This window comes from Pseudomonas sp. PA-4-8C (genome assembly GCF_021606625.1).
Classification (GTDB): domain Bacteria; phylum Pseudomonadota; class Gammaproteobacteria; order Pseudomonadales; family Pseudomonadaceae; genus Aquipseudomonas; species Aquipseudomonas lactis.
This window is the reverse complement of the sequence record NZ_WKCD01000015.1, coordinates 34,495-53,147: the sequence shown is the minus strand read 5'-3', so window position 1 is coordinate 53,147 and position 18,653 is coordinate 34,495. Positions and strand designations below refer to the sequence as shown.

Annotated in this window: 17 protein-coding genes; 11 read left to right on the top strand and 6 right to left on the bottom strand. The window is 60.1% G+C overall.

Features of this window, described 5'->3' with window-relative positions:
- Both GIW04_RS05000 and etfB read left to right on the top strand, forming a co-directional pair.
- Positions 1-615 (top strand): FAD-binding protein (locus GIW04_RS05000; protein WP_236478940.1); only part of this gene is annotated, 615 nt, incomplete at its 5' end.
- A gap of 4 nt (positions 616-619) precedes the next feature.
- A complete protein-coding gene (gene etfB / locus GIW04_RS04995; protein WP_373874255.1) occupies positions 620-1,396 on the top strand; it encodes an electron transfer flavoprotein subunit beta in 777 nt (258 codons plus the stop codon).
- Positions 1,397-2,237: 841 nt separating this feature from the next.
- Here etfB and gbcA read toward each other — a convergent pair.
- Complete coding sequence (gene gbcA / locus GIW04_RS04990; RefSeq protein WP_120247534.1) at positions 2,238-3,533, bottom strand: glycine-betaine demethylase subunit GbcA; 1,296 nt, start codon at positions 3,531-3,533, stop codon at positions 2,238-2,240.
- A gap of 282 nt (positions 3,534-3,815) precedes the next feature.
- On the opposite strand from gbcA, the gene gbcB reads away from it, so the two are divergent.
- A complete protein-coding gene (gene gbcB, locus GIW04_RS04985; RefSeq protein ID WP_003194868.1) occupies positions 3,816-4,916 on the top strand; it encodes a glycine-betaine demethylase subunit GbcB in 1,101 nt (366 codons plus the stop codon).
- 217 nt (positions 4,917-5,133) lie between these two features.
- Here the strand turns inward: gbcB and GIW04_RS04980 are convergent, their stop codons facing one another.
- From GIW04_RS04980 to GIW04_RS04970, 3 genes are all read right to left on the bottom strand, one after another.
- The gene (locus GIW04_RS04980) at positions 5,134-5,667 is read right to left on the bottom strand and encodes an REP-associated tyrosine transposase (RefSeq protein WP_120247536.1); all 534 of its coding nucleotides are present in this window, start codon (positions 5,665-5,667) and stop codon (positions 5,134-5,136) included.
- 131 nt (positions 5,668-5,798) lie between these two features.
- Entirely contained in the window at positions 5,799-5,999 is a 201-nt protein-coding gene (locus GIW04_RS04975) for a hypothetical protein (RefSeq protein WP_003194864.1), read from the bottom strand.
- Positions 6,000-6,192: 193 nt separating this feature from the next.
- Positions 6,193-7,233 (bottom strand): threonine aldolase family protein, encoded by a 1,041-nt coding sequence (locus GIW04_RS04970; RefSeq protein WP_003194862.1) that lies wholly within the window; start codon positions 7,231-7,233, stop codon positions 6,193-6,195.
- Positions 7,234-7,323: 90 nt separating this feature from the next.
- On the opposite strand from GIW04_RS04970, the gene GIW04_RS04965 reads away from it, so the two are divergent.
- From GIW04_RS04965 to fdhA, 8 genes are all read left to right on the top strand, one after another.
- Positions 7,324-8,052 carry a TraX family protein gene (locus GIW04_RS04965; protein ID WP_003194860.1) on the top strand — a complete coding sequence of 243 codons (729 nt, stop codon included), beginning with the start codon at positions 7,324-7,326 and terminating at the stop codon, positions 8,050-8,052.
- A 236-nt stretch (positions 8,053-8,288) separates the two neighbouring features.
- The gene (gene glyA, locus GIW04_RS04960; RefSeq protein ID WP_003194857.1) at positions 8,289-9,542 is read left to right on the top strand and encodes a serine hydroxymethyltransferase; all 1,254 of its coding nucleotides are present in this window, start codon (positions 8,289-8,291) and stop codon (positions 9,540-9,542) included.
- Between the two features lie 22 nt (positions 9,543-9,564).
- Entirely contained in the window at positions 9,565-10,815 is a 1,251-nt protein-coding gene (locus GIW04_RS04955; RefSeq protein ID WP_003176546.1) for a sarcosine oxidase subunit beta, read from the top strand.
- 15 nt (positions 10,816-10,830) lie between these two features.
- Positions 10,831-11,133: a sarcosine oxidase subunit delta gene (locus GIW04_RS04950; RefSeq protein WP_003194855.1), complete on the top strand. Its 303-nt coding sequence runs from the start codon at positions 10,831-10,833 to the stop codon at positions 11,131-11,133.
- Positions 11,130-14,147: a sarcosine oxidase subunit alpha gene (locus GIW04_RS04945; RefSeq protein ID WP_120247537.1), complete on the top strand. Its 3,018-nt coding sequence runs from the start codon at positions 11,130-11,132 to the stop codon at positions 14,145-14,147. Before GIW04_RS04950 ends, GIW04_RS04945 begins: the two co-directional genes overlap by 4 nt.
- A 136-nt stretch (positions 14,148-14,283) precedes the next feature.
- The gene (locus GIW04_RS04940; RefSeq protein ID WP_003194852.1) at positions 14,284-14,916 is read left to right on the top strand and encodes a sarcosine oxidase subunit gamma; all 633 of its coding nucleotides are present in this window, start codon (positions 14,284-14,286) and stop codon (positions 14,914-14,916) included.
- 159 nt (positions 14,917-15,075) lie between these two features.
- Positions 15,076-15,933, top strand: coding sequence for a formyltetrahydrofolate deformylase (gene purU / locus GIW04_RS04935; RefSeq protein ID WP_057702207.1), 858 nt, complete (start codon positions 15,076-15,078; stop codon positions 15,931-15,933).
- Between the two features lie 186 nt (positions 15,934-16,119).
- A complete protein-coding gene (gene fdhA, locus GIW04_RS04930) occupies positions 16,120-17,319 on the top strand; it encodes a formaldehyde dehydrogenase, glutathione-independent (protein ID WP_003194849.1) in 1,200 nt (399 codons plus the stop codon).
- 137 nt (positions 17,320-17,456) lie between these two features.
- Here fdhA and GIW04_RS04925 read toward each other — a convergent pair whose 3' ends face one another.
- Complete coding sequence (locus tag GIW04_RS04925) at positions 17,457-17,960, bottom strand: hypothetical protein (RefSeq protein WP_144020179.1); 504 nt, start codon at positions 17,958-17,960, stop codon at positions 17,457-17,459.
- A 221-nt stretch (positions 17,961-18,181) separates the two neighbouring features.
- Positions 18,182-18,640, bottom strand: coding sequence for an anti-sigma factor domain-containing protein (locus GIW04_RS04920; protein WP_003194846.1), 459 nt, complete (start codon positions 18,638-18,640; stop codon positions 18,182-18,184).
- Between the last annotated feature and the right edge of the window lie 13 nt (positions 18,641-18,653).

The following is an 18,653-nucleotide window of genomic DNA, read 5'->3' as shown; positions in this document are numbered from 1 at the left end:
GGGGTGGGGAAGAGAGGGGGGGAGGATGGAAGGGGCGGGGCCGGTGCGGGCCAGGAAGCCCGGGGGCGTAGGTGGCCCGGTCGGACCCGCGCCGCGGCCGATGGTGCCGACCCAGAAAGAGAGACCCGCCACGAAGTCTTGTCCGTGGAGTTATCCACAAGCCTTGCGCGCAGTTTGCCGCGTATCGAAGACCTCGGCGCGGTGGCGGTCGACCCGGCAGCGATTCCAATGGCCGAGGCAGAGTTTATTTTCTCCGGTGGCAACGGCGTGAAGGACTGGGCGTTGTTCCACCAGACTGCCGCGGCCCTGGGCGCCACCGAAGGCGCCTCGCGGGTGGCAGTGGACGATGGCTTTATGGCGCGTGATCGCCAGGTCGGCGCCAGCGGCACTTGGGTCACTGCGCGGGTGTACGTGGCCGTGGGGATTTCCGGGGCGATCCAGCACCTGCAAGGCATCGGTGCCTGCGACAAGGTGGTGGCGATCAACCTCGACCCGGGTTGCGACATGATCAAGCGTGCCGACCTGTCGGTGATCGGTGAAAGCGCCGCGATACTCAAAGCTTTGATCGCAGCGGTCGAAACCTACCGCAACGGCGCCAAGCGCGATGCAGCCTGAGGATATGACCATGACGAACACTGTATTCAGCCTGGTGTCCATCGGTGCTCACCCCACCTCCGGGCGTCCACGCCGCGCCGAGCAGGACGCGCGCGCGGTCGAGCTGGGGCTGCAACTGGCTGGGGATAAGTTGCAGGTGCTGCACGCGGGTGATGCCAGTGAGCCGACCCTGCGCAGCTACCTGGGCATGGGCCTGCCGCAACTGCAGGTACTGGAACAGCCGGCCGGCTCGGATGCCTTGCCGGTGCTCAGTGAGTATCTGCGCGACGCCGGTGCCCAAGTGGTACTCACTGGAAGCCAGGCAGAAACCGGCGAAGGTTCGGGAATGCTGCCGTTCCTGTTGGCCGAACAACTGGGCTGGCCGCTGATTGTGGGGCTGGCGCAGGTGGAGTCCATCGACGCCGGCGTCGCCCTGGTGCTGCAGGCGCTGCCTCGCGGCCAGCGGCGGCGCTTGAAGGTGCGCCTGCCGTTTCTCGCCACTGTGGATAACGCCGCGCCCAAGCCACGCCAGAGCGCATACGGCCCGGCGCAACGGGGTGAGCTGGCCGCCCATGACGTCGAGATTGAACACGACGAGTTATTCACAGGCGCACTGTTGCAACCGGCCAAGCCACGGCCAAAGCGCCTCAAGGTGATCAAGGCCAAGAGTGGTGCTGACCGTATGAAGGCCGCAACGGCCAAGGCCAGTGGCGGCGGTGGGCAGGTGCTCAAGGGCGTGAGCGCTGAAGAGGGTGCGCAAGCGATTCTCAAGCTTCTGGTAGAAGAGGGCGTCGTGCGCTGATCTCTGACCACCACCAAACCTTGTGGGAGCTGGCTTGCCTGCGATAGCGGTGGGTCAGCCACCCATGCATACGTTGACGTGTTGCAATCGCGGGCAAGCCCGGCCAACATTTTCCTGCATTGCCTCTGGCTTACCCACAATGCCTGTTGATCCGCCTGTGGATAACCTGTTCGCGGGTGTCCACACGCCCGGCGTATCAAGCTCTGCAGCCCTCTGTACGAAAAACAACCAACCTAACTTGCGGTTTTTGCTCGGGTTTTCACCTGGTTAGGGCCTCGACTTGCCCCCAAAGTCTGTTGGCGCTTTTGTGGATAAGATGTTCGCTATCCGCTGCAGGCCTTGTAAAACGTGGTCTTCGAGGGATTGGTCAATAATTGATCAGATCTCACTTATTCGACGTTTAAATGGCTGGATATCCCCGATTCATGAGGGTTTCAAGGGTTTTTCCACAACGGGGAAAAAGTTGCCCCCAAAGTCTGTTGGTGCATCTGTGGATAAGGTGTTCGCTTACCGCTGAAAGCCACGCAAAACAAGGCTATTGGAGGTTTGGTTAATAAATGAACAGCTTAAGATAAAACCCGCAAGTTTAAATAAGTCACGGATTTTCTTGATTTAATTTGCGTGCACAACGCACTTGCCCACAATTGCTGTGGGTGGCTTTGTGGATAAGTTGTTGGGTAAAGGCTGGAGGGCAGGGCGCTAGCGCTCTGCGAGAAGGGTGATCAAATTTTGATCACTGTGAGGTCGGTGTGGGAGCGGGCTTGCTCGCGAATACGGTGTGTCAGCCACTACATGTGCAAGCTGATACACCGCGTTCGCGAGCAAACCCGCTCCCACATTTTTATTCGTGTGCCGCCACACCTTTGAGATACGGCGCCGGCGCCGCACCCAGGTTGCTCAACATGCGCTCGCTGTACCAATCCACAAAATTCACCACGCCAAACTCATAGGTCTTGGAGTAAGGGCCAGGCTGGTAAGCGGTGGAGTTGATGCCACGCTGGTTCTCTTCGGCCAGGCGGCGGTCCTGGTCGTTGGTGGCGTCCCACACCTGGCGCATGCGCTCCACGTCGTAGTCCACGCCTTCCACGGCGTCCTTGTGCACGATCCACTTGGTGGTGACCATGGTTTCCTGGGCGCTGATCGGCCACACGGTGAACACAATGATGTGGTCGCCCATGCAGTGGTTCCAGGAGTGGGGCAGGTGCAGGATGCGCATCGAGCCCAGGTCCGGGTTCTTGATGCGGCCCATGAGCTTGGCGCAGCCTTGCTTGCCATCCAGGGTCATCGACACGGTGCCCTTGAGTAGCGGCATGCGCACGATGCGGTTACGCAGGCCGAAGCTGGCATGGGCGTAAGGGATCTTCTCGGCATCCCAGGCGGCAGCAGAAGCGGCCACGTGGTCCTTGAACGCCTGGTCGGCGCGCGGGTCGGTGACGTCGTCCCACTCCAGCAGGGTTTTCAGCAGTTCGGGGTGTGACGCGTTGCAGTGGTAGCACTCGCGGTTGTTTTCCAGCACCAGCTTCCAGTTGGCTTTTTCGAACAAGGTGGTCTGGATCGCCACCTTGGTGTTCTCCATGTCGTAGGGTTCCATGTAATGGTTGAGCGTCGACAGGAAGTCATCGATGGCCGGTGGGGTTTCGGCCAGATTGATAAAGATGTAGCCGCCAGCGGTTTTCACGTTCACTGGCTTGAGGCCGTACTGCTTCATGTCGAAATCGGCGCCCATCTCGGTGCCGGCGAACAGCAGGCGGCCGTCCAGCTCGTAGGTCCACTGGTGGTAGTGGCAGACCAATTTGGCGACCTTGCCCTTGTCGCTGGTGCACAAGCGCGAGCCACGATGGCGGCAGACGTTGTGGAACGCATGCACCACGCCGTCGGCACCCCGGATCACGATGATCGGGTTCTTGCCCACTTGCAGGGTCAGGTAGTTGCCCTTGGTGGGGATTTCGCAGGTCATGCCGGCGATCAACCACTCTTTCTGGAAGATCTCCTGCATGTCGATATCGAACAGCCGCTCATCAGAGTAAAACGGCTGCGGCAGCGAAAAAGTGCGCTCGCGCTCTTGCAGCATTTGCGCGGTGGCCTTGCGTGCGGGTTCCAGCGGATCGCCCAAGCTTAAGGTTGCGGTGACGTCCATCGTGTGTGTCCTCATGGCCATTCTGTGTGGCCGGCGAATAGTGGCTACGGTTGGTGCTGTGCAAGGCGTAAAGAACGCGTCTTTGTTGGGAGCGAGTGTGGGCCCGGCGTCACGTCGGACCTTATCCATGGGCGACATGGCCCAATCTGATCCCGACGCGCAAGCCCCTGTCTTTGGGGGCTGGTCGCCGTAAGTATGTGAATGTCGCAGATAGGTAAATGGGTGGTTCTCGCGTTACGCAGAATCGCCACCATAAGGCCGACGTCGGCGGTGGAGAACAACATGTCCAATAATTTCCTGAATCCGGTAACCACCCAGACCTGGGCCAATGGTCGGCACATCGTCCGTTGCGTCAAAGTCATCCAGGAAACCTGGGATGTGCGCACCTTCTGCTTTATGGCTGACCAGCCGATCCTGTTCTTTTTCAAGCCGGGGCAATTTGTCACCCTGGAGCTGGAAATCGAAGGCCAGCCGATCATGCGCTCGTACACCATTTCCAGCTCACCGTCGGTGCCTTACAGCTTTTCGGTGACCATCAAGCGCGTACCGGGCGGTCGGGTTTCCAATTGGCTGCATGACACCCTGCACGAAGGCCAGGAGTTGGCGGTACACGGCCCGGTCGGGCTGTTCAACGCCATCGACTTCCCAAGCCCGAAAGTGCTGTACCTCAGCGGCGGCGTTGGGATCACGCCGGTCATGTCCATGGCGCGCTGGTTCTACGACACCAACGCCAACGTCGACATGACTTTTGTCCACAGCGCCCGCTCGCCCAAGGACATCATCTATCACCGCGAGCTGGAGCACATGGCGTCGCGGATCGACAACTTCAGCCTGCACCTGATTTGCGAAAAACACGGCCTGGGCGAACCCTGGGCCGGGTATCGCGGCTATCTGAACCACAAGATGCTGGAGCTGATGGTGCCGGACTTCCTTGAGCGCGAAGTGTTCTGCTGCGGTCCTACGCCGTACATGAGCGCGGTGAAGCGCTTGCTGGAGGCCACCGGTTTCGACATGACCCGTTATCACGAGGAATCGTTTGGCGCGACGCCGCCCGAAGCCCGTGCCGATGCGGTGGAGCAGGCCGAGCAAGCGGCGGATGCGCCGGAGGTCGACCTGGCAGACCTGCATCAAGTGGAATTTATCGCGTCCGGCAAGAGCATTCGCGTGGCACCGGGAGAAACGGTGCACGCCGCGGCCGCCAAGCTCGGCCTGCTGATCCCCAAGGCCTGTGGCATGGGCATCTGTGGCACGTGCAAGGTGATGAAGCTGGGCGGCGAGGTCGAGATGGAGCACAACGGCGGGATTACCGAAGAGGACGAGGCCGAAGGCTACATCCTGTCGTGCTGCAGTGTGCCGAAGGGTGATGTGCGGATCGAGTTCTGATCTGCTCGTTCCCACGCTCTGCGTGGTAACACCTTCCAGGACGCTCCGCGTCCCGTCGCAAATGAAGGGTGACGCGGAGCGTCACGGGCTGCATTCCCACGCGGAGCGCGGGAACGATCTTCCCGGCAGAAGGCTACATGCTCGTTCCCACGCTCTGCGTGGTAACGCCTTCCAGGACGCCCCGCGTCCCGTCGCAAATGAAGGGTGACGCGGATCTTCAGAGCCAAGGTTGGATGTCGATCAGGCCTGGCATACCTGCATAGTTGCGGGCGCTGGAGTAACGCCAGTGTTCAGCCAGGTCCACATAGCCTCGCTTTATGGGGTTGTGATGGATGTAATCAAGCTTCTGGCGCATGACTGCCTCGCTGTAAACCAATTCCGCATGTGAACCTTCCTGCCACAGTTGATAAACACGATCTGTCTTGTGTGCACGCTTGCAGAAACGCAGGCGCTGCAATACCCGCTCCGCGCCTTTGCTTTGCAGGTCGTCAATGATGGTGCGGGCGGTGAAGGATTTGAATTGGCTGACGCACTTTCCCAGATCGGGCGCTTGAGCAATAAAGTGCAAGTGATTTTCCAGGATGACGTAACCGAACAAGTTTAAAGCGTGGTTGCTTTGTTGATATCGCCAGCAATCCAGAAGATGGTCCACCAGGTAGTTGCGGGTGAAGAGGGGGAGCCATTCCATGACAGTGCAGGTGAGGAAGTGGGTTTTTTCGGGTTCGGTGATGACATAGCGGCTTCTGCCCACGTGTTCATCCTTGATTTCGGGTGGACGCGGAGCGTCCGAGGAGGCATTACCACGCGGAGCGCAGGAACGATCATGATTCAGCGTCGCGTCGCAGGCCATGAATCTGCGACGCGGCGCTTAGGCGTTAACAGTTATTGGGCGTAGATATGGACAACGAAGTGCTGGCCTGAGTTTGTCAATTCGTAGGCTTTGTCGTAGATGGTCAACGTCCGTGATGGCTCTTGAATGGTGTCCCCGATTTTGGCGTGTTTCCTGAACTCGTCCCAGTCTATGACCGTGGTGCTAGTGCTGCCGCCGCTTTGCAGTGTGTTGCCATTGCTTTGATATTCCATGAGAAACCTCTCCATTGATGTGCCTTTGCGGCCGATTATTCGGCTGGCGGTGAAACCCGAAAGGTGGCAGTTATCGCTGCGTTTTCCTTGCGGGTAACAAGAGGCTAGACAATGAAAGCGAGCTACGTAGCGGTCAGAAATATCAAAAAACAGTCTCGGCAATCGGCCAGTACCAACTGGCCGAATTCGTACGTTAAGCGTTCATTACTTCCCGAATATCGGCAGCCAATTCCCTTACACGCTCTTCCTCGGTATCCCACGCACACATGAAACGCGCACCGCCTTTGCCGATGAAGGTGTAGAAGCGCCAGCCCTTGGCGGTCAGCGCTGCAATCGCGGGCTCCGAGAGTTGCAGGAATACGCCGTTGGCCTGTACCGGGAACATCAATTCCACGCCGGGAATATCTGCCACTAGGCTGCTGAGCAGTTGTGCACAGTGGTTGGCATGGCGTGCATGTTTGAGCCAGGCGTCGTTTTCCAGCAGGCCCACCCACGGGGCCGAGAGGAAGCGCATTTTCGAGGCCAACTGGCCGGCCTGTTTGCAGCGGTAGTCAAAGTCTTCAGCCAGTTTGTGATTGAAGAACAGGATGGCTTCACCCACGGCCATGCCGTTTTTGGTGCCGCCAAAGCACAGCACGTCCACGCCGGCTTTCCAGGTCAGGTCGGCCGGTGAGCAACCCAGGAATGCACAGGCATTGGCGAAGCGTGCGCCGTCCATGTGCAGGTTCAGGCCCAGCTCTTTACAGGTAGCGCTGATGGCGCGGATTTCTTCCGGGGTGTACACGCTGCCGACTTCGGTGGCCTGGGTCAGGGTGACTACGCGGGGTTTGGGGTAGTGGATGTCCTGGCGCTTGAGGGCGATCTCGCGGATCGATTCCGGGGTCAGCTTGCCGTTTTCGGTGCGGGCAACCAGCAGTTTGGAGCCGTTGGAGAAAAACTCCGGCGCGCCGCATTCGTCGGTCTCGACGTGGGCGGTTTCCGAGCAAATCACGCTATGGTAGCTCTGGCACAACGAGGACAGCGCCAGGGAGTTGGCGGCCGTACCGTTGAAAGCGAAGAACACCTCGCAGTCGGTCTCGAACAGATTGCGGAAACCGTCGGCGGCGCGGTGGGTCCATTCATCATCGCCGTAGGCGCGCTGATGGCCCTGGTTGGCTTGTTCCATGGCGGCCCAGGCTTCCGGGCAGATGCCGGAATAGTTGTCACTGGCGAATTGTTGGCTCTTGTCGGTCATGGCCCGTTCCTGTGGTCGATGTTGGTGCGCACTTTACCCAAGATTGCCGGGGGCGCGCACGCACTGTAAATGCAAAGTCGTTGGGGAATTATGCACGGTACTCACACCCTGCCTGTCGGACCTGTCCGAGATGGCGCTTTGGATCTGCTCAAGTGGCTGGCGCTGCTGAGTATGGTGCTTGATCACCTGCGCTATGTGGGGTTGAGCCTGGATGGGCTATACGTGCCGGGGCGCCTGGCGTTTCCATGGTTCTGCCTGGCGATTGCGGCCAATTTGCATCGCGTCCGTTACGCCCCGGTGACCGGCCATTGGCGCTACTTGGGTTGGTTGCTGCTGTTCAGCGTGATCAGCGAAGTGCCTTATCGGATGTTTATCGAAGATGCTGATACCTTGAACGTGTTGCCGACCCTGGCGCTGGGCCTGCTGGTTGCCCGAGGTTGGCAGCAAAAGGCGTTGGTTGATCGAGGATTGGCGCTGATCGCCGCTACAATGGCAGCCGTGTTTTCACAGCATTTGATGTTCGGTTTCTTTGGTGTATTGCTGCCACTGGCGTTATTGCTGGTGTTTCGACGGCCCTGGTATTTCAGCGTGCTGCCGGGTTTGGTCTGCGTCGCCGCCAATCAGTGGCAGATTCTGCTCAATAGCGGCACGCTTGTGGCGCTGTTGGGGTTGGCTACATGTCTGAGTGCGCCGCTGGCTGGGTTGGTCTTATTGCGACACGGCAAAAACGCCAAACCCCCGGCCATGCGACGCTGGGCCTATGCCCTGTATCCCATGCATTTTCTTCTGTTGCTACTCGTTCGCAAACTCATCGCCTAACCCCTGTGGGAGCTGGCTTGCCTGCGATGCAGACACCTCGGTCTGCCCGTTGCACCGCAGCGATGCGATCGCAGGCAAGCCAGCTCCCACACAAGCTTTTGCACATTCTTCAGCCCATGTCGTAAACGCACCTTTGCGTGGCGTGCGCAGGCATTTGGCCCGCACGCGCCAGCCCTACCATCGCATCAAAGGGCCCTGCGAGGGCCTCAACAATACGAAAGGCTGGGAGAGACGCGATGTTCAGCAAACAAGACCAGATTCAGGGATATGACGACGCACTGCTGGCGGCGATGAATGCCGAGGAGCAGCGCCAGGAAGATCATATCGAGCTGATCGCGTCGGAGAACTACACCAGCAAGCGCGTGATGGAAGCTCAAGGCAGCGGCCTCACCAACAAGTACGCCGAAGGCTACCCGGGCAAGCGCTACTATGGTGGCTGCGAGCATGTGGACAAGGTCGAAGCCCTGGCCATCGAACGCGCCAAGCAGCTGTTCGGCGCCGATTACGCCAACGTGCAGCCGCACTCCGGTTCCTCGGCCAACAGCGCCGTGTACCTGGCGCTGATCAATGCCGGCGACACCATCCTGGGCATGAGCCTGGCCCACGGCGGTCACCTGACCCACGGCGCTAAAGTGTCGTCCTCGGGCAAGCTGTACAACGCGGTGCAATACGGCATCAACACCGACACCGGCTTGATCGACTACGACGAAGTCGAGCGCCTGGCGGTCGAGCATAAGCCGAAGATGGTGGTGGCGGGTTTCTCGGCCTACTCCAAAACCCTGGATTTCCCACGCTTTCGTCAGATCGCCGACAAAGTAGGCGCGCTGTTGTTCGTCGACATGGCCCACGTTGCCGGCCTGGTCGCCGCCGGCCTGTACCCCAACCCGCTGCCTTATGCCGACGTGGTCACCACCACCACCCACAAGACCCTGCGCGGTCCACGGGGCGGCCTGATTCTGGCCAAGGCCAACGAAGAAATCGAAAAGAAACTCAACGCTGCGGTATTCCCTGGCGCCCAGGGCGGCCCGCTGATGCACGTGATCGCCGGCAAGGCCGTGTGCTTCAAGGAAGCGCTGGAGCCTGGCTTCAAGGCGTACCAGCAGCAAGTGATCGATAACGCCCAGGCCATGGCCGAAGTGTTCATCAAGCGTGGCTACGACGTGGTCTCCGGCGGCACCGACAACCACCTGTTCCTGGTCAGCCTGATCCGCCAGGGCCTCACCGGCAAAGAGGCGGACGCCGCCCTGGGGCGCGCCCACATCACCGTCAACAAGAACGCGGTGCCGAATGACCCGCAGTCGCCGTTCGTGACCTCGGGCCTGCGCATCGGTACCCCGGCGGTGACCACCCGTGGCTTCAAAGTGCCGCAGTGCGTTGAGCTGGCCGGCTGGATCTGCGACATCCTCGACAACCTCGGCGACGCCGATGTCGAGGCTAACGTGGCCAAGCACGTGTCTGCCCTGTGCGCTGATTTCCCGGTTTATCGCTGAGCGCGGTTTTGGAGTAATGACTATGCAACGCTACTCAGGCTTCGGCCTCTTCAAGCACTCCCTCAGCCATCACGAAAACTGGCAGAAGATGTGGCGCACGCCGACCCCTAAAAAGGTCTATGACGTAGTGATCGTCGGCGGCGGCGGGCATGGTCTGGCGACCGCCTATTACTTGGCCAAGGAGCACGGCATCACCAACGTGGCCGTGGTCGAGAAAGGCTGGCTGGGCGGCGGTAACACCGCGCGCAACACCACCATCGTGCGTTCCAACTACCTGTGGGACGAGTCGGCGCACCTGTACGAACACGCCATGAAACTCTGGGAAGGTTTGTCCCAGGACCTGAACTACAACGTGATGTTCTCCCAGCGCGGCGTGTACAACCTGTGCCACACCCTGCAGGACATCCGTGATTCCGAACGTCGTGTGAGCGCCAACCGCCTCAACGGCGTGGACGGCGAACTGCTGAATGCCCAGCAAGTGGCCGACGAAATCCCGTATTTGGATTGCTCGAAGAACACCCGTTACCCCGTACTCGGCGCCACCGTGCAACGGCGCGGCGGCGTGGCCCGTCACGATGCCGTGGCCTGGGGTTTTGCCCGTGCCGCCGATGCCTTGGGCGTGGACTTGATCCAGCAGACCGAGGTGATCGGTTTTCGCAAGGAAAACGGCGTGTGCATCGGTGTGGAAACCAACAAGGGCTTTATCGGCGCCAAGCGCGTCGGTGTGGTCACAGCCGGTAACTCCGGGCACATGGCTTCGCTGGCGGGCTTTCGCCTGCCGATCGAATCCCACCCGCTGCAAGCCCTGGTGTCGGAGCCGATCAAGCCGATTATCGACAGCGTGATCATGTCCAACGCCGTGCACGGTTACATCAGCCAGTCCGACAAGGGCGACCTGGTGATCGGCGCCGGTATCGACGGCTACAACGGCTACGGCCAGCGTGGCTCGTACCCGGTGATCGAGCACACCATCCAGGCCATCGTCGAGATGTTCCCGGTGCTGTCGCGGGTGCGCATGAACCGCCAGTGGGGCGGCATCGTCGACACCACGCCGGATGCCTGCCCGATCATCTCCAAGACGCCGGTACCGAACATGTTCTTCAACTGCGGTTGGGGCACGGGCGGCTTCAAGGCCACTCCAGGCTCAGGCAACGTGTTTGCCGCCAGCCTGGCCAAGGGTGAAATGCACCCGCTGGCCGCACCTTTTTCCATCGACCGTTTCCACAACGGTGCGTTGATCGACGAACACGGCGCTGCGGCCGTCGCCCACTAACAGGAGAAATTCCCTATGTTGCATATCTTCTGTCCTCACTGTGGCGAACTGCGCTCCGAAGAGGAATTCCACGCGTCCGGCCAAGCGCACATCCCGCGCCCGCTGGACCCGAATGCCTGCACCGACGAGCAGTGGGGCGACTACATGTTCTTTCGCGATAACCCGCGCGGCCTGCACCACGAACTGTGGATCCACGCCGCCGGTTGCCGCCAGTATTTCAACGCCACCCGCGACACCGTCACCTACGAAATTCTTGAAACCTACAAGATCGGTGAGAAGCCTCAGTTCACCGCCAAGGCCTCTGGAGAGAAGGTATGAGCCAGATCAATCGCCTGTCCAACGGTGGCCGCATCGACCGTAATAAAGTCCTGACGTTTACGTTCAACGGTCAGAGCTACAAAGGCTTTGAAGGCGACACCCTGGCCGCAGCCCTGCTGGCCAACGGCGTCGACATCATTGGCCGCAGCTTCAAGTACTCGCGCCCACGGGGCATCTTTGCCGCGGGCGCCGAAGAGCCGAACGCGGTGCTGCAGATCGGCGCCACCGAAGCCACGCAGATCCCCAACGTGCGCGCCACCCAGCAGGCGCTGTACCAAGGCTTGGTTGCTACCAGCACCAACGGCTGGCCGAGCGTGAACAACGACATGATGGGCATTCTCGGCAAGGTCGGCGGTAAGCTGATGCCGCCGGGCTTCTACTACAAAACCTTCATGTACCCACAATCGTTCTGGTTGACCTACGAGAAGTACATCCGCAAGGCGGCGGGCCTTGGTCGCTCGCCCACCGAGAACGATCCGGACACCTATGACAACTTCAACCGTCATTGCGACGTGCTGGTGGTGGGCGCAGGCCCTGCGGGCCTCGCGGCTGCGCTGGCCGCTGCGCGCAGCGGTGCTCGGGTGATCATCGCCGACGAGCAGGAAGAGTTCGGTGGCTCGCTGCTCGACTCCCGTGAAAGCCTCGACGGCAAGCCGGCCACTGAATGGGTCGCCAGCGTCATTGCCGAATTGAAAGCCCTGCCGGATGTGGTGCTGCTGCCCCGCGCCACCGTCAACGGCTACCACGACCATAACTTCCTGACCATTCACGAACGCCTGACCGACCACCTGGGTGACCGTGCGCCGATTGGCGTGGTGCGTCAGCGTATCCACCGCGTACGTGCCAAGCGTGTGGTGCTGGCCACCGGTGCGTGCGAGCGTCCGCTGGTGTACGGCAACAACGATGTGCCGGGCAATATGCTCGCAGGTGCGGTGTCTACCTACGTGCGTCGTTATGGCGTGGCACCGGGTAAAAAACTGCTGCTGTCGACCAACAATGACCATGCCTATCGCGTAGCGCTGGATTGGTTCGATGCGGGCCTCACCGTTGTCGCGGTGGCCGATGCGCGCCACAACCCACGCGGTGCACTGGTGGAAGAAGCTCGTGCCAAAGGTATTCGCATCCTCACCGGCAGCGCCGTGATCGAAGCCCGTGGCAGTAAGCACGTCACTGGCGCCCGCGTAGCGGCCATTGATGTTAAAGCGCATAAAGTCACCAGCCCCGGCGAGTGGCTGGACTGCGACCTGGTCGCCAGCTCCGGCGGTTACAGCCCGGTGGTGCACCTGGCCTCGCACCTGGGCGGCAAGCCGACCTGGCGTGAAGATATCCTCGGGTTTGTACCGGGCGAAGCACCGCAAAAGCGCGTGTGCGTCGGTGGCATCAACGGCGTCTACGGCCTTGGCGATTCCCTCGCCGATGGCTTTGAAGGTGGTGTGCGTGCGGCCAGCGAAGCCGGTTTTGCCCCGGTTGAAGGCACGCTGCCAAAAGCCTTGAGCCGTCTTGAAGAGCCAACCCTGGCACTGTTCCAGGTGCCCCACGAAAAAGCCACTGCACGGGCGCCCAAGCAATTTGTCGACCTGCAAAACGACGTGACCGCCGCCGCCATCGAACTGGCCACCCGCGAAGGTTTCGAGTCGGTGGAGCACGTCAAACGCTACACCGCGCTGGGCTTTGGCACCGACCAGGGCAAGCTGGGTAACGTCAACGGCTTGGCCATCGCGGCCCGTTCGCTGAACGTGACCATCCCGCAGATGGGCACCACCATGTTCCGTCCCAACTACACGCCGGTCACGTTCGGCGCCGTAGCGGGCCGTCACTGTGGGCACATTTTCGAACCGGTACGCTACACCGCGCTGCAAGCCTGGCACGTGAAGAACGGCGCCGAGTTTGAAGACGTCGGCCAGTGGAAACGCCCATGGTATTTCCCGCGCAACGGTGAAGACCTGCACGCCGCGGTGAAGCGCGAATGCCTGGCGGTGCGTGACAGCGTCGGCCTGCTGGACGCCTCCACCCTCGGCAAGATCGACATTCAAGGCCCGGATGCCCGCGAGTTCCTCAACCGCATCTACACCAACGCCTGGACCAAGCTCGACGTGGGCAAGGCGCGCTACGGCCTGATGTGCAAGGAAGACGGCATGGTGTTCGATGACGGCGTCACTGCCTGTCTGGCCGACAACCACTTCCTGATGACCACCACCACTGGCGGCGCCGCCCGCGTGCTGCAGTGGCTGGAAATCTACCAGCAGACCGAATGGCCGGACCTCAAGGTGTACTTCACCTCGGTCACCGACCATTGGGCAACCATGACCCTGTCGGGCCCCAACAGCCGCAAGCTGCTCAGTGAAGTCACCGACATCGACCTGGACAAGGACGGCTTCCCGTTCATGACTTGGAAGGAAGGCCTGGTGGGTGGCGTGCCGGCACGGGTGTTCCGTATCTCGTTTACCGGTGAGTTGTCGTATGAGGTCAACGTGCAGGCCGACTACGCCATGGGCGTGCTGGAAAAAATCGTCGAGGCCGGCAAACAGTACAACCTGACCCCGTACGGCACCGAGACCATGCACGTACTGCGCGCCGAGAAGGGCTTCATCATCGTCGGGCAAGACACCGACGGCTCGATGACCCCGGACGACCTGAACATGGGCTGGTGCGTCGGCCGTACCAAGCCGTTCTCGTGGATCGGCTGGCGCGGGATGAACCGTGAAGACTGCGTGCGTGAAGAACGCAAGCAGTTGGTGGGGCTCAAGCCGATTGACCCGAACGTGTGGCTGCCGGAAGGCGCGCAGTTGGTGTTCGATCCGAAGCAGACGATTCCGATGAAGATGGTGGGTCACGTTACCTCAAGTTATGCGCATAACTCCCTGGGCTATTCGTTTGCCATGGGTGTGGTGAAGGGCGGCTTGAAGCGCATCGGCGAGCGGGTGTTCTCGCCGCAAGCGGATGGCAGCGTGATCGAGGCCGAGATTGTGTCTTCGGTGTTCTTTGACCCCAAAGGTGATCGGCAGAACGTCTGACACCTGATCGTTCCCACGCTCTGCGTGGGAATGCATTCCGGGGCGCTCTGCGCCCCAAGGGCGGACGCAGAGCGTCCATGGCGGCATTCCCACGCAGAGCGTGGGAACGATCAACAGAATTCAGAACAGGTGCTTTATGACAGCAGCCAATGTTTACCAACAACGCCCCACTACCGGTGCCAAGGCCGAGTCGTCGCTGCACCATGCCGACCTCGCCAGCCTGGTGGGCAAGGGCCGCAAGAACGCCGGCGTGACCGTGCGTGAAAAGAAACTCCTCGGCCACCTGACTATCCGTGGCGATGGCCACGACGCCGCCTTCGCCGCCGGCGTACACAAGGCCGTCGGTATCGAACTGCCCGGCCCGCTGAGCGTGGTCTTCAAAGGTGAAACCAGCCTTCAGTGGCTCGGCCCGGATGAGTGGCTGTTGATTGTGCCGAGCGGTGAGGAGTTTGCTGCCGAGCAAAACCTGCGCGCCGCCCTGGGCGACCTGCATATCCAGATCGTCAACGTCAGCGGTGGTCAGCAGATTCTTGAGTTGAGCGGCCCTAACGTGCGCGATGTGCTGATGAAGTCCACCAGCTACGACGTGCACCCCAACAACTTCCCGGTGGGCAAGGCCGTAGGCACGGTGTTCGCCAAGTCGCAACTGGTGATCCGTCATACTGCTGAAGACACTTGGGAACTGTTGATCCGTCGCAGCTTCTCGGATTACTGGTGGTTGTGGTTGCAGGATGCCTCGGCTGAATTCGGCCTGAGCGTCCAAGCCTGACATGGCGCTCGCGCTGTCTCCCCCCTTCTGTAGGAGCGAGCTTGCTCGCGAAAAACTCAAAGACGCCGCGTTCATTCAGCATGCACGCATCATCGTTGGCGTTCTTCGCGAGCAAGCTCGCTCCTACAGTAGATAGCGTTGTTTGAGGAGTTATTCGTAATGAGCCGCGCACCCGATACATGGATTTTGACCGCCGACTGCCCCAGCGTGCTCGGCACGGTGGACGCGGTCACCCGCTACCTGTTCGAACAGGGCTGCTACGTCACCGAGCACCATTCGTTTGATGACCGCCTCTCGGGTCGGTTTTTCATTCGTGTTGAGTTCCGGCAGCCTGACGGCTTTGACGAGCAGGCGTTCCGCGACGGCTTGGCGAGCCGTGGTGAAGCTTTTGGCATGATCTTCGAACTGACGGCCCCGAACTACCGGCCCAAAGTGGTGATCATGGTCTCCAAGGCCGATCACTGCCTCAACGACCTGCTGTACCGCCAGCGCATCGGCCAGTTGTCGATGGATGTGGTCGCGGTGGTGTCCAACCACCCTGATCTGAAGCCGTTGGCCGACTGGCACCAGATTCCCTACTACCATTTCCCCCTGGACCCCAACGACAAACCGTCCCAGGAGCGCCAGGTGTGGCAAGTGGTGGAAGACACCGGAGCCGAATTGGTGATCCTTGCGCGCTACATGCAAGTGCTGTCACCAGAGCTGTGCCGCAAGCTGGACGGCAAGGCCATCAACATTCACCACTCGTTGCTGCCGGGCTTCAAGGGCGCCAAGCCGTATCACCAGGCGTACAATAAGGGCGTGAAACTGGTGGGCGCCACGGCGCATTACATCAACAACGATCTGGATGAAGGGCCGATCATCGCCCAGGGCGTGGAGGTGGTGGACCACAGCCATTATCCCGAGGACTTGATTGCCAAGGGCCGGGATATCGAAGGGCTCACGTTGGCGCGGGCGGTGGGGTATCACATTGAGCGGCGGGTGTTTTTGAACGCCAATCGCACCGTCGTTCTTTAGATCGCTATCGCAGGCAAGCCAGCTCCCACAGTGGAACGGGTTCACACCCCCAGAATGTGGGAGCTGGCTTGCCTGCGATGAGGCCCTTACAAGCAACACAAGAAACAGCATCTGTACCCGAGCACTCAATGCGCTGCCCATCCAAGCGGCAACGCAGTTCCATAAAAACAACAGCGAGGTGAAAGCATGTCTGGTAATCGTGGTGTCGTGTATCTCGGCAACGGCAAGGTCGAAGTACAGAAAATCGACTATCCCAAAATGCAGGACCCCCGTGGCAGGAAGATTGAGCACGGCGTCATCCTGCGCGTGGTCTCCACCAACATCTGCGGCTCCGACCAACACATGGTGCGTGGCCGCACCACGGCCCAGACCGGCCTGGTGCTGGGGCATGAAATCACCGGTGAAGTGATCGAGAAGGGCAGCGACGTCGAGAACCTGAAAATCGGTGACCTGGTGTCTGTGCCCTTCAACGTGGCGTGCGGCCGCTGCCGCTCCTGCAAGGAACAACACACCGGCGTCTGCCTGACCGTCAACCCGGCCCGTGCCGGTGGTGCCTACGGCTACGTGGACATGGGCGACTGGACCGGCGGCCAGGCCGAGTACGTGCTGGTGCCGTATGCCGACTTCAACCTGCTGAAACTGCCGGACCGCGACAAGGCCATGGAGAAAATCCGTGACCTGACCTGCCTATCCGACATCCTGCCCACCGGCTATCACGGCGCCGTCACGGCCGGTGTTGGCCCAGGCAGCACCGTATACATCGCTGGCGCCGGCCCGGTGGGCCTGGCTGCTGCGGCCTCCGCTCGTTTGCTGGGTGCAGCGGTGGTGATCATCGGTGACGTCAACTCAATCCGCCTGGCCCACGCCAAGGCCCAGGGTTTTGAAGTGGTCGACCTGTCCACCGACACCCCCCTGCACGAACAGATTGCCGCGTTGCTCGGCGAGCCGGAAGTGGACTGCGCCGTTGATTGCGTGGGCTTTGAAGCACGCGGCCACGGCCACGACGGCGTCAAGGCCGAAGCCCCGGCCACGGTGCTCAACTCGCTGATGGGCGTGGTACGCGTGGCGGGTAAGATCGGTATCCCAGGTCTGTACGTGACCGAAGACCCAGGTGCGGTCGATGCCGCCGCGAAAATGGGCAGCCTGAGCATTCGCTTCGGCTTGGGTTGGGCCAAATCCCACAGCTTCCACACCGGGCAAACACCCGTGATGAAGTACAACCGCCAACTGATGCAGGCGATCATGTGGGACCGTATCAACATTGCCGAGATCGTCGGCGTGCAGGTGATCAGCCTGGATGACGCGCCACGCGGGTATGGCGAGTTCGATGCGGGCGTGCCGAAGAAGTTTGTGATTGATCCGCATAGTTTGTTTAGTGCAGCTTGAGTTCAAGATAAAAGGGCGGCCAACGGCCGCCCTGCTGCATTATTTGAAAGCTAGGACTTTCATAGTGAGGTAACGCGCGTTTAGCGGCTTTGAATTCTCCACGCGACAACCCACGCTGAGAGGTCTGGTAGTCGTATTTATTTAAAAGAGCAACTTGTATGGGTGCAGTACTTGTTGATCGTGCCGGCTGTATTAGTGGTGGTTTCATTTTCCCAAGTGCCAGCATCCGGTTTAGGTAGCTCGCCGACGCGTTTGACCAGTCGGATTCGAGCGTCATCTCCCGCGCCAACATAATCGCATCTGATGTAGGCGACAGTTGTGCCCGGACTTTCTGTTTCATTGGGATCCTCCGATCCCTCTGTACTTGAAATTACCCGTTGCGCCAGTGTGACCCTGTCAAAGTGTAGCCCTGCATTCAGGTAAGACTTCTCAGCGTCGGGTGCGCCGGGCTGATTGGAGCCTTTCCAATTACCAAACTGGTATTTGTAGGTTCCGTTGTCCAAGGAACCAGTGACCTGACTGAGATCTGGACAGCTTTCCGCCGACGCGTAAGTGGCTCCAAATAACGCAGCCAGCGATATAAAACCTGACAGGCAGAACATGCTCAGAGAAGGCTGTTTTTTGAATGTTGAGGGGTTCATCCTTGTTTGCTCCAGTGCTTGAAGGAGTCTCCATCATCAATATTTAATTTGATATGAGCTACTGTGAATGTTGACAGGTTTTTAGATTCATTTTTTATACGGTCTATAATAAAATTGAATAAGTATTCAAAATGTCTGATCGTGTGATGGGCGATTTACAGGTGACGTTGGAGCGGGCAAGCCCGCTCCGACAGTTTGAACCGAGTTTGCGCAGCCGATGATTAGCGAGTGGCCAGTGCCCCTTGATACACCGTAGGCCCGGTTGGCTGCTTACTCACTGAACCACCTTTGGTTTCAGAACTTACCATCAACTCCACCGGTTGTTTGATCGTCTCCTGCTGGCGGGGGTTCAGGCCAATGATGCCTTTGCCATCCTCCGGTAACAGGCCAAGTGACACCGGTGCGCCATCTTTAGGGATCGCCCAGAGTTCAAGGCTTTGGTCCGGTGCTGGCGCCGTGGAGGCAATCGGTTCTACTTCCAGGTAATCCTTGTGGGCCATGATCTGTGCGGCTGGCTGCTGGGTCGTGGTCACCAATGTCGCCGCGGATTTGACGCTGTCCTGGGTGTAGAGCGCGCCGCCGATACCGGCAACCACCACCACGCAGGCGCCGATGAACAGGCGAGGGCGGCTCCAGAACGCAGGCTTGTGCTCAATCACTGGGGGTTGGATCGCAGTCATAAGTCTCTTCTCG

Excerpts from the sequence above, each read along its gene's own strand:
- etfB (WP_373874255.1), top strand. The coding sequence starts at position 620 with ATGACCATGACGAACACTGTATTCAGCCTGGTGTCCATCGGTGCTCAC.
- gbcA (WP_120247534.1), bottom strand. The coding sequence starts at position 3,533 with ATGGACGTCACCGCAACCTTAAGCTTGGGCGATCCGCTGGAACCCGCA.
- gbcB (WP_003194868.1), top strand. The coding sequence starts at position 3,816 with ATGTCCAATAATTTCCTGAATCCGGTAACCACCCAGACCTGGGCCAAT.
- GIW04_RS04975 (WP_003194864.1), bottom strand. The coding sequence starts at position 5,999 with ATGGAATATCAAAGCAATGGCAACACACTGCAAAGCGGCGGCAGCACT.
- GIW04_RS04970 (WP_003194862.1), bottom strand. The coding sequence starts at position 7,233 with ATGACCGACAAGAGCCAACAATTCGCCAGTGACAACTATTCCGGCATC.
- GIW04_RS04965 (WP_003194860.1), top strand. The coding sequence starts at position 7,324 with ATGCACGGTACTCACACCCTGCCTGTCGGACCTGTCCGAGATGGCGCT.
- glyA (WP_003194857.1), top strand. The coding sequence starts at position 8,289 with ATGTTCAGCAAACAAGACCAGATTCAGGGATATGACGACGCACTGCTG.
- GIW04_RS04955 (WP_003176546.1), top strand. The coding sequence starts at position 9,565 with ATGCAACGCTACTCAGGCTTCGGCCTCTTCAAGCACTCCCTCAGCCAT.
- GIW04_RS04950 (WP_003194855.1), top strand. The coding sequence starts at position 10,831 with ATGTTGCATATCTTCTGTCCTCACTGTGGCGAACTGCGCTCCGAAGAG.
- GIW04_RS04945 (WP_120247537.1), top strand. The coding sequence starts at position 11,130 with ATGAGCCAGATCAATCGCCTGTCCAACGGTGGCCGCATCGACCGTAAT.
- GIW04_RS04940 (WP_003194852.1), top strand. The coding sequence starts at position 14,284 with ATGACAGCAGCCAATGTTTACCAACAACGCCCCACTACCGGTGCCAAG.
- purU (WP_057702207.1), top strand. The coding sequence starts at position 15,076 with ATGAGCCGCGCACCCGATACATGGATTTTGACCGCCGACTGCCCCAGC.
- fdhA (WP_003194849.1), top strand. The coding sequence starts at position 16,120 with ATGTCTGGTAATCGTGGTGTCGTGTATCTCGGCAACGGCAAGGTCGAA.
- GIW04_RS04925 (WP_144020179.1), bottom strand. The coding sequence starts at position 17,960 with ATGAACCCCTCAACATTCAAAAAACAGCCTTCTCTGAGCATGTTCTGC.
- GIW04_RS04920 (WP_003194846.1), bottom strand. The coding sequence starts at position 18,640 with ATGACTGCGATCCAACCCCCAGTGATTGAGCACAAGCCTGCGTTCTGG.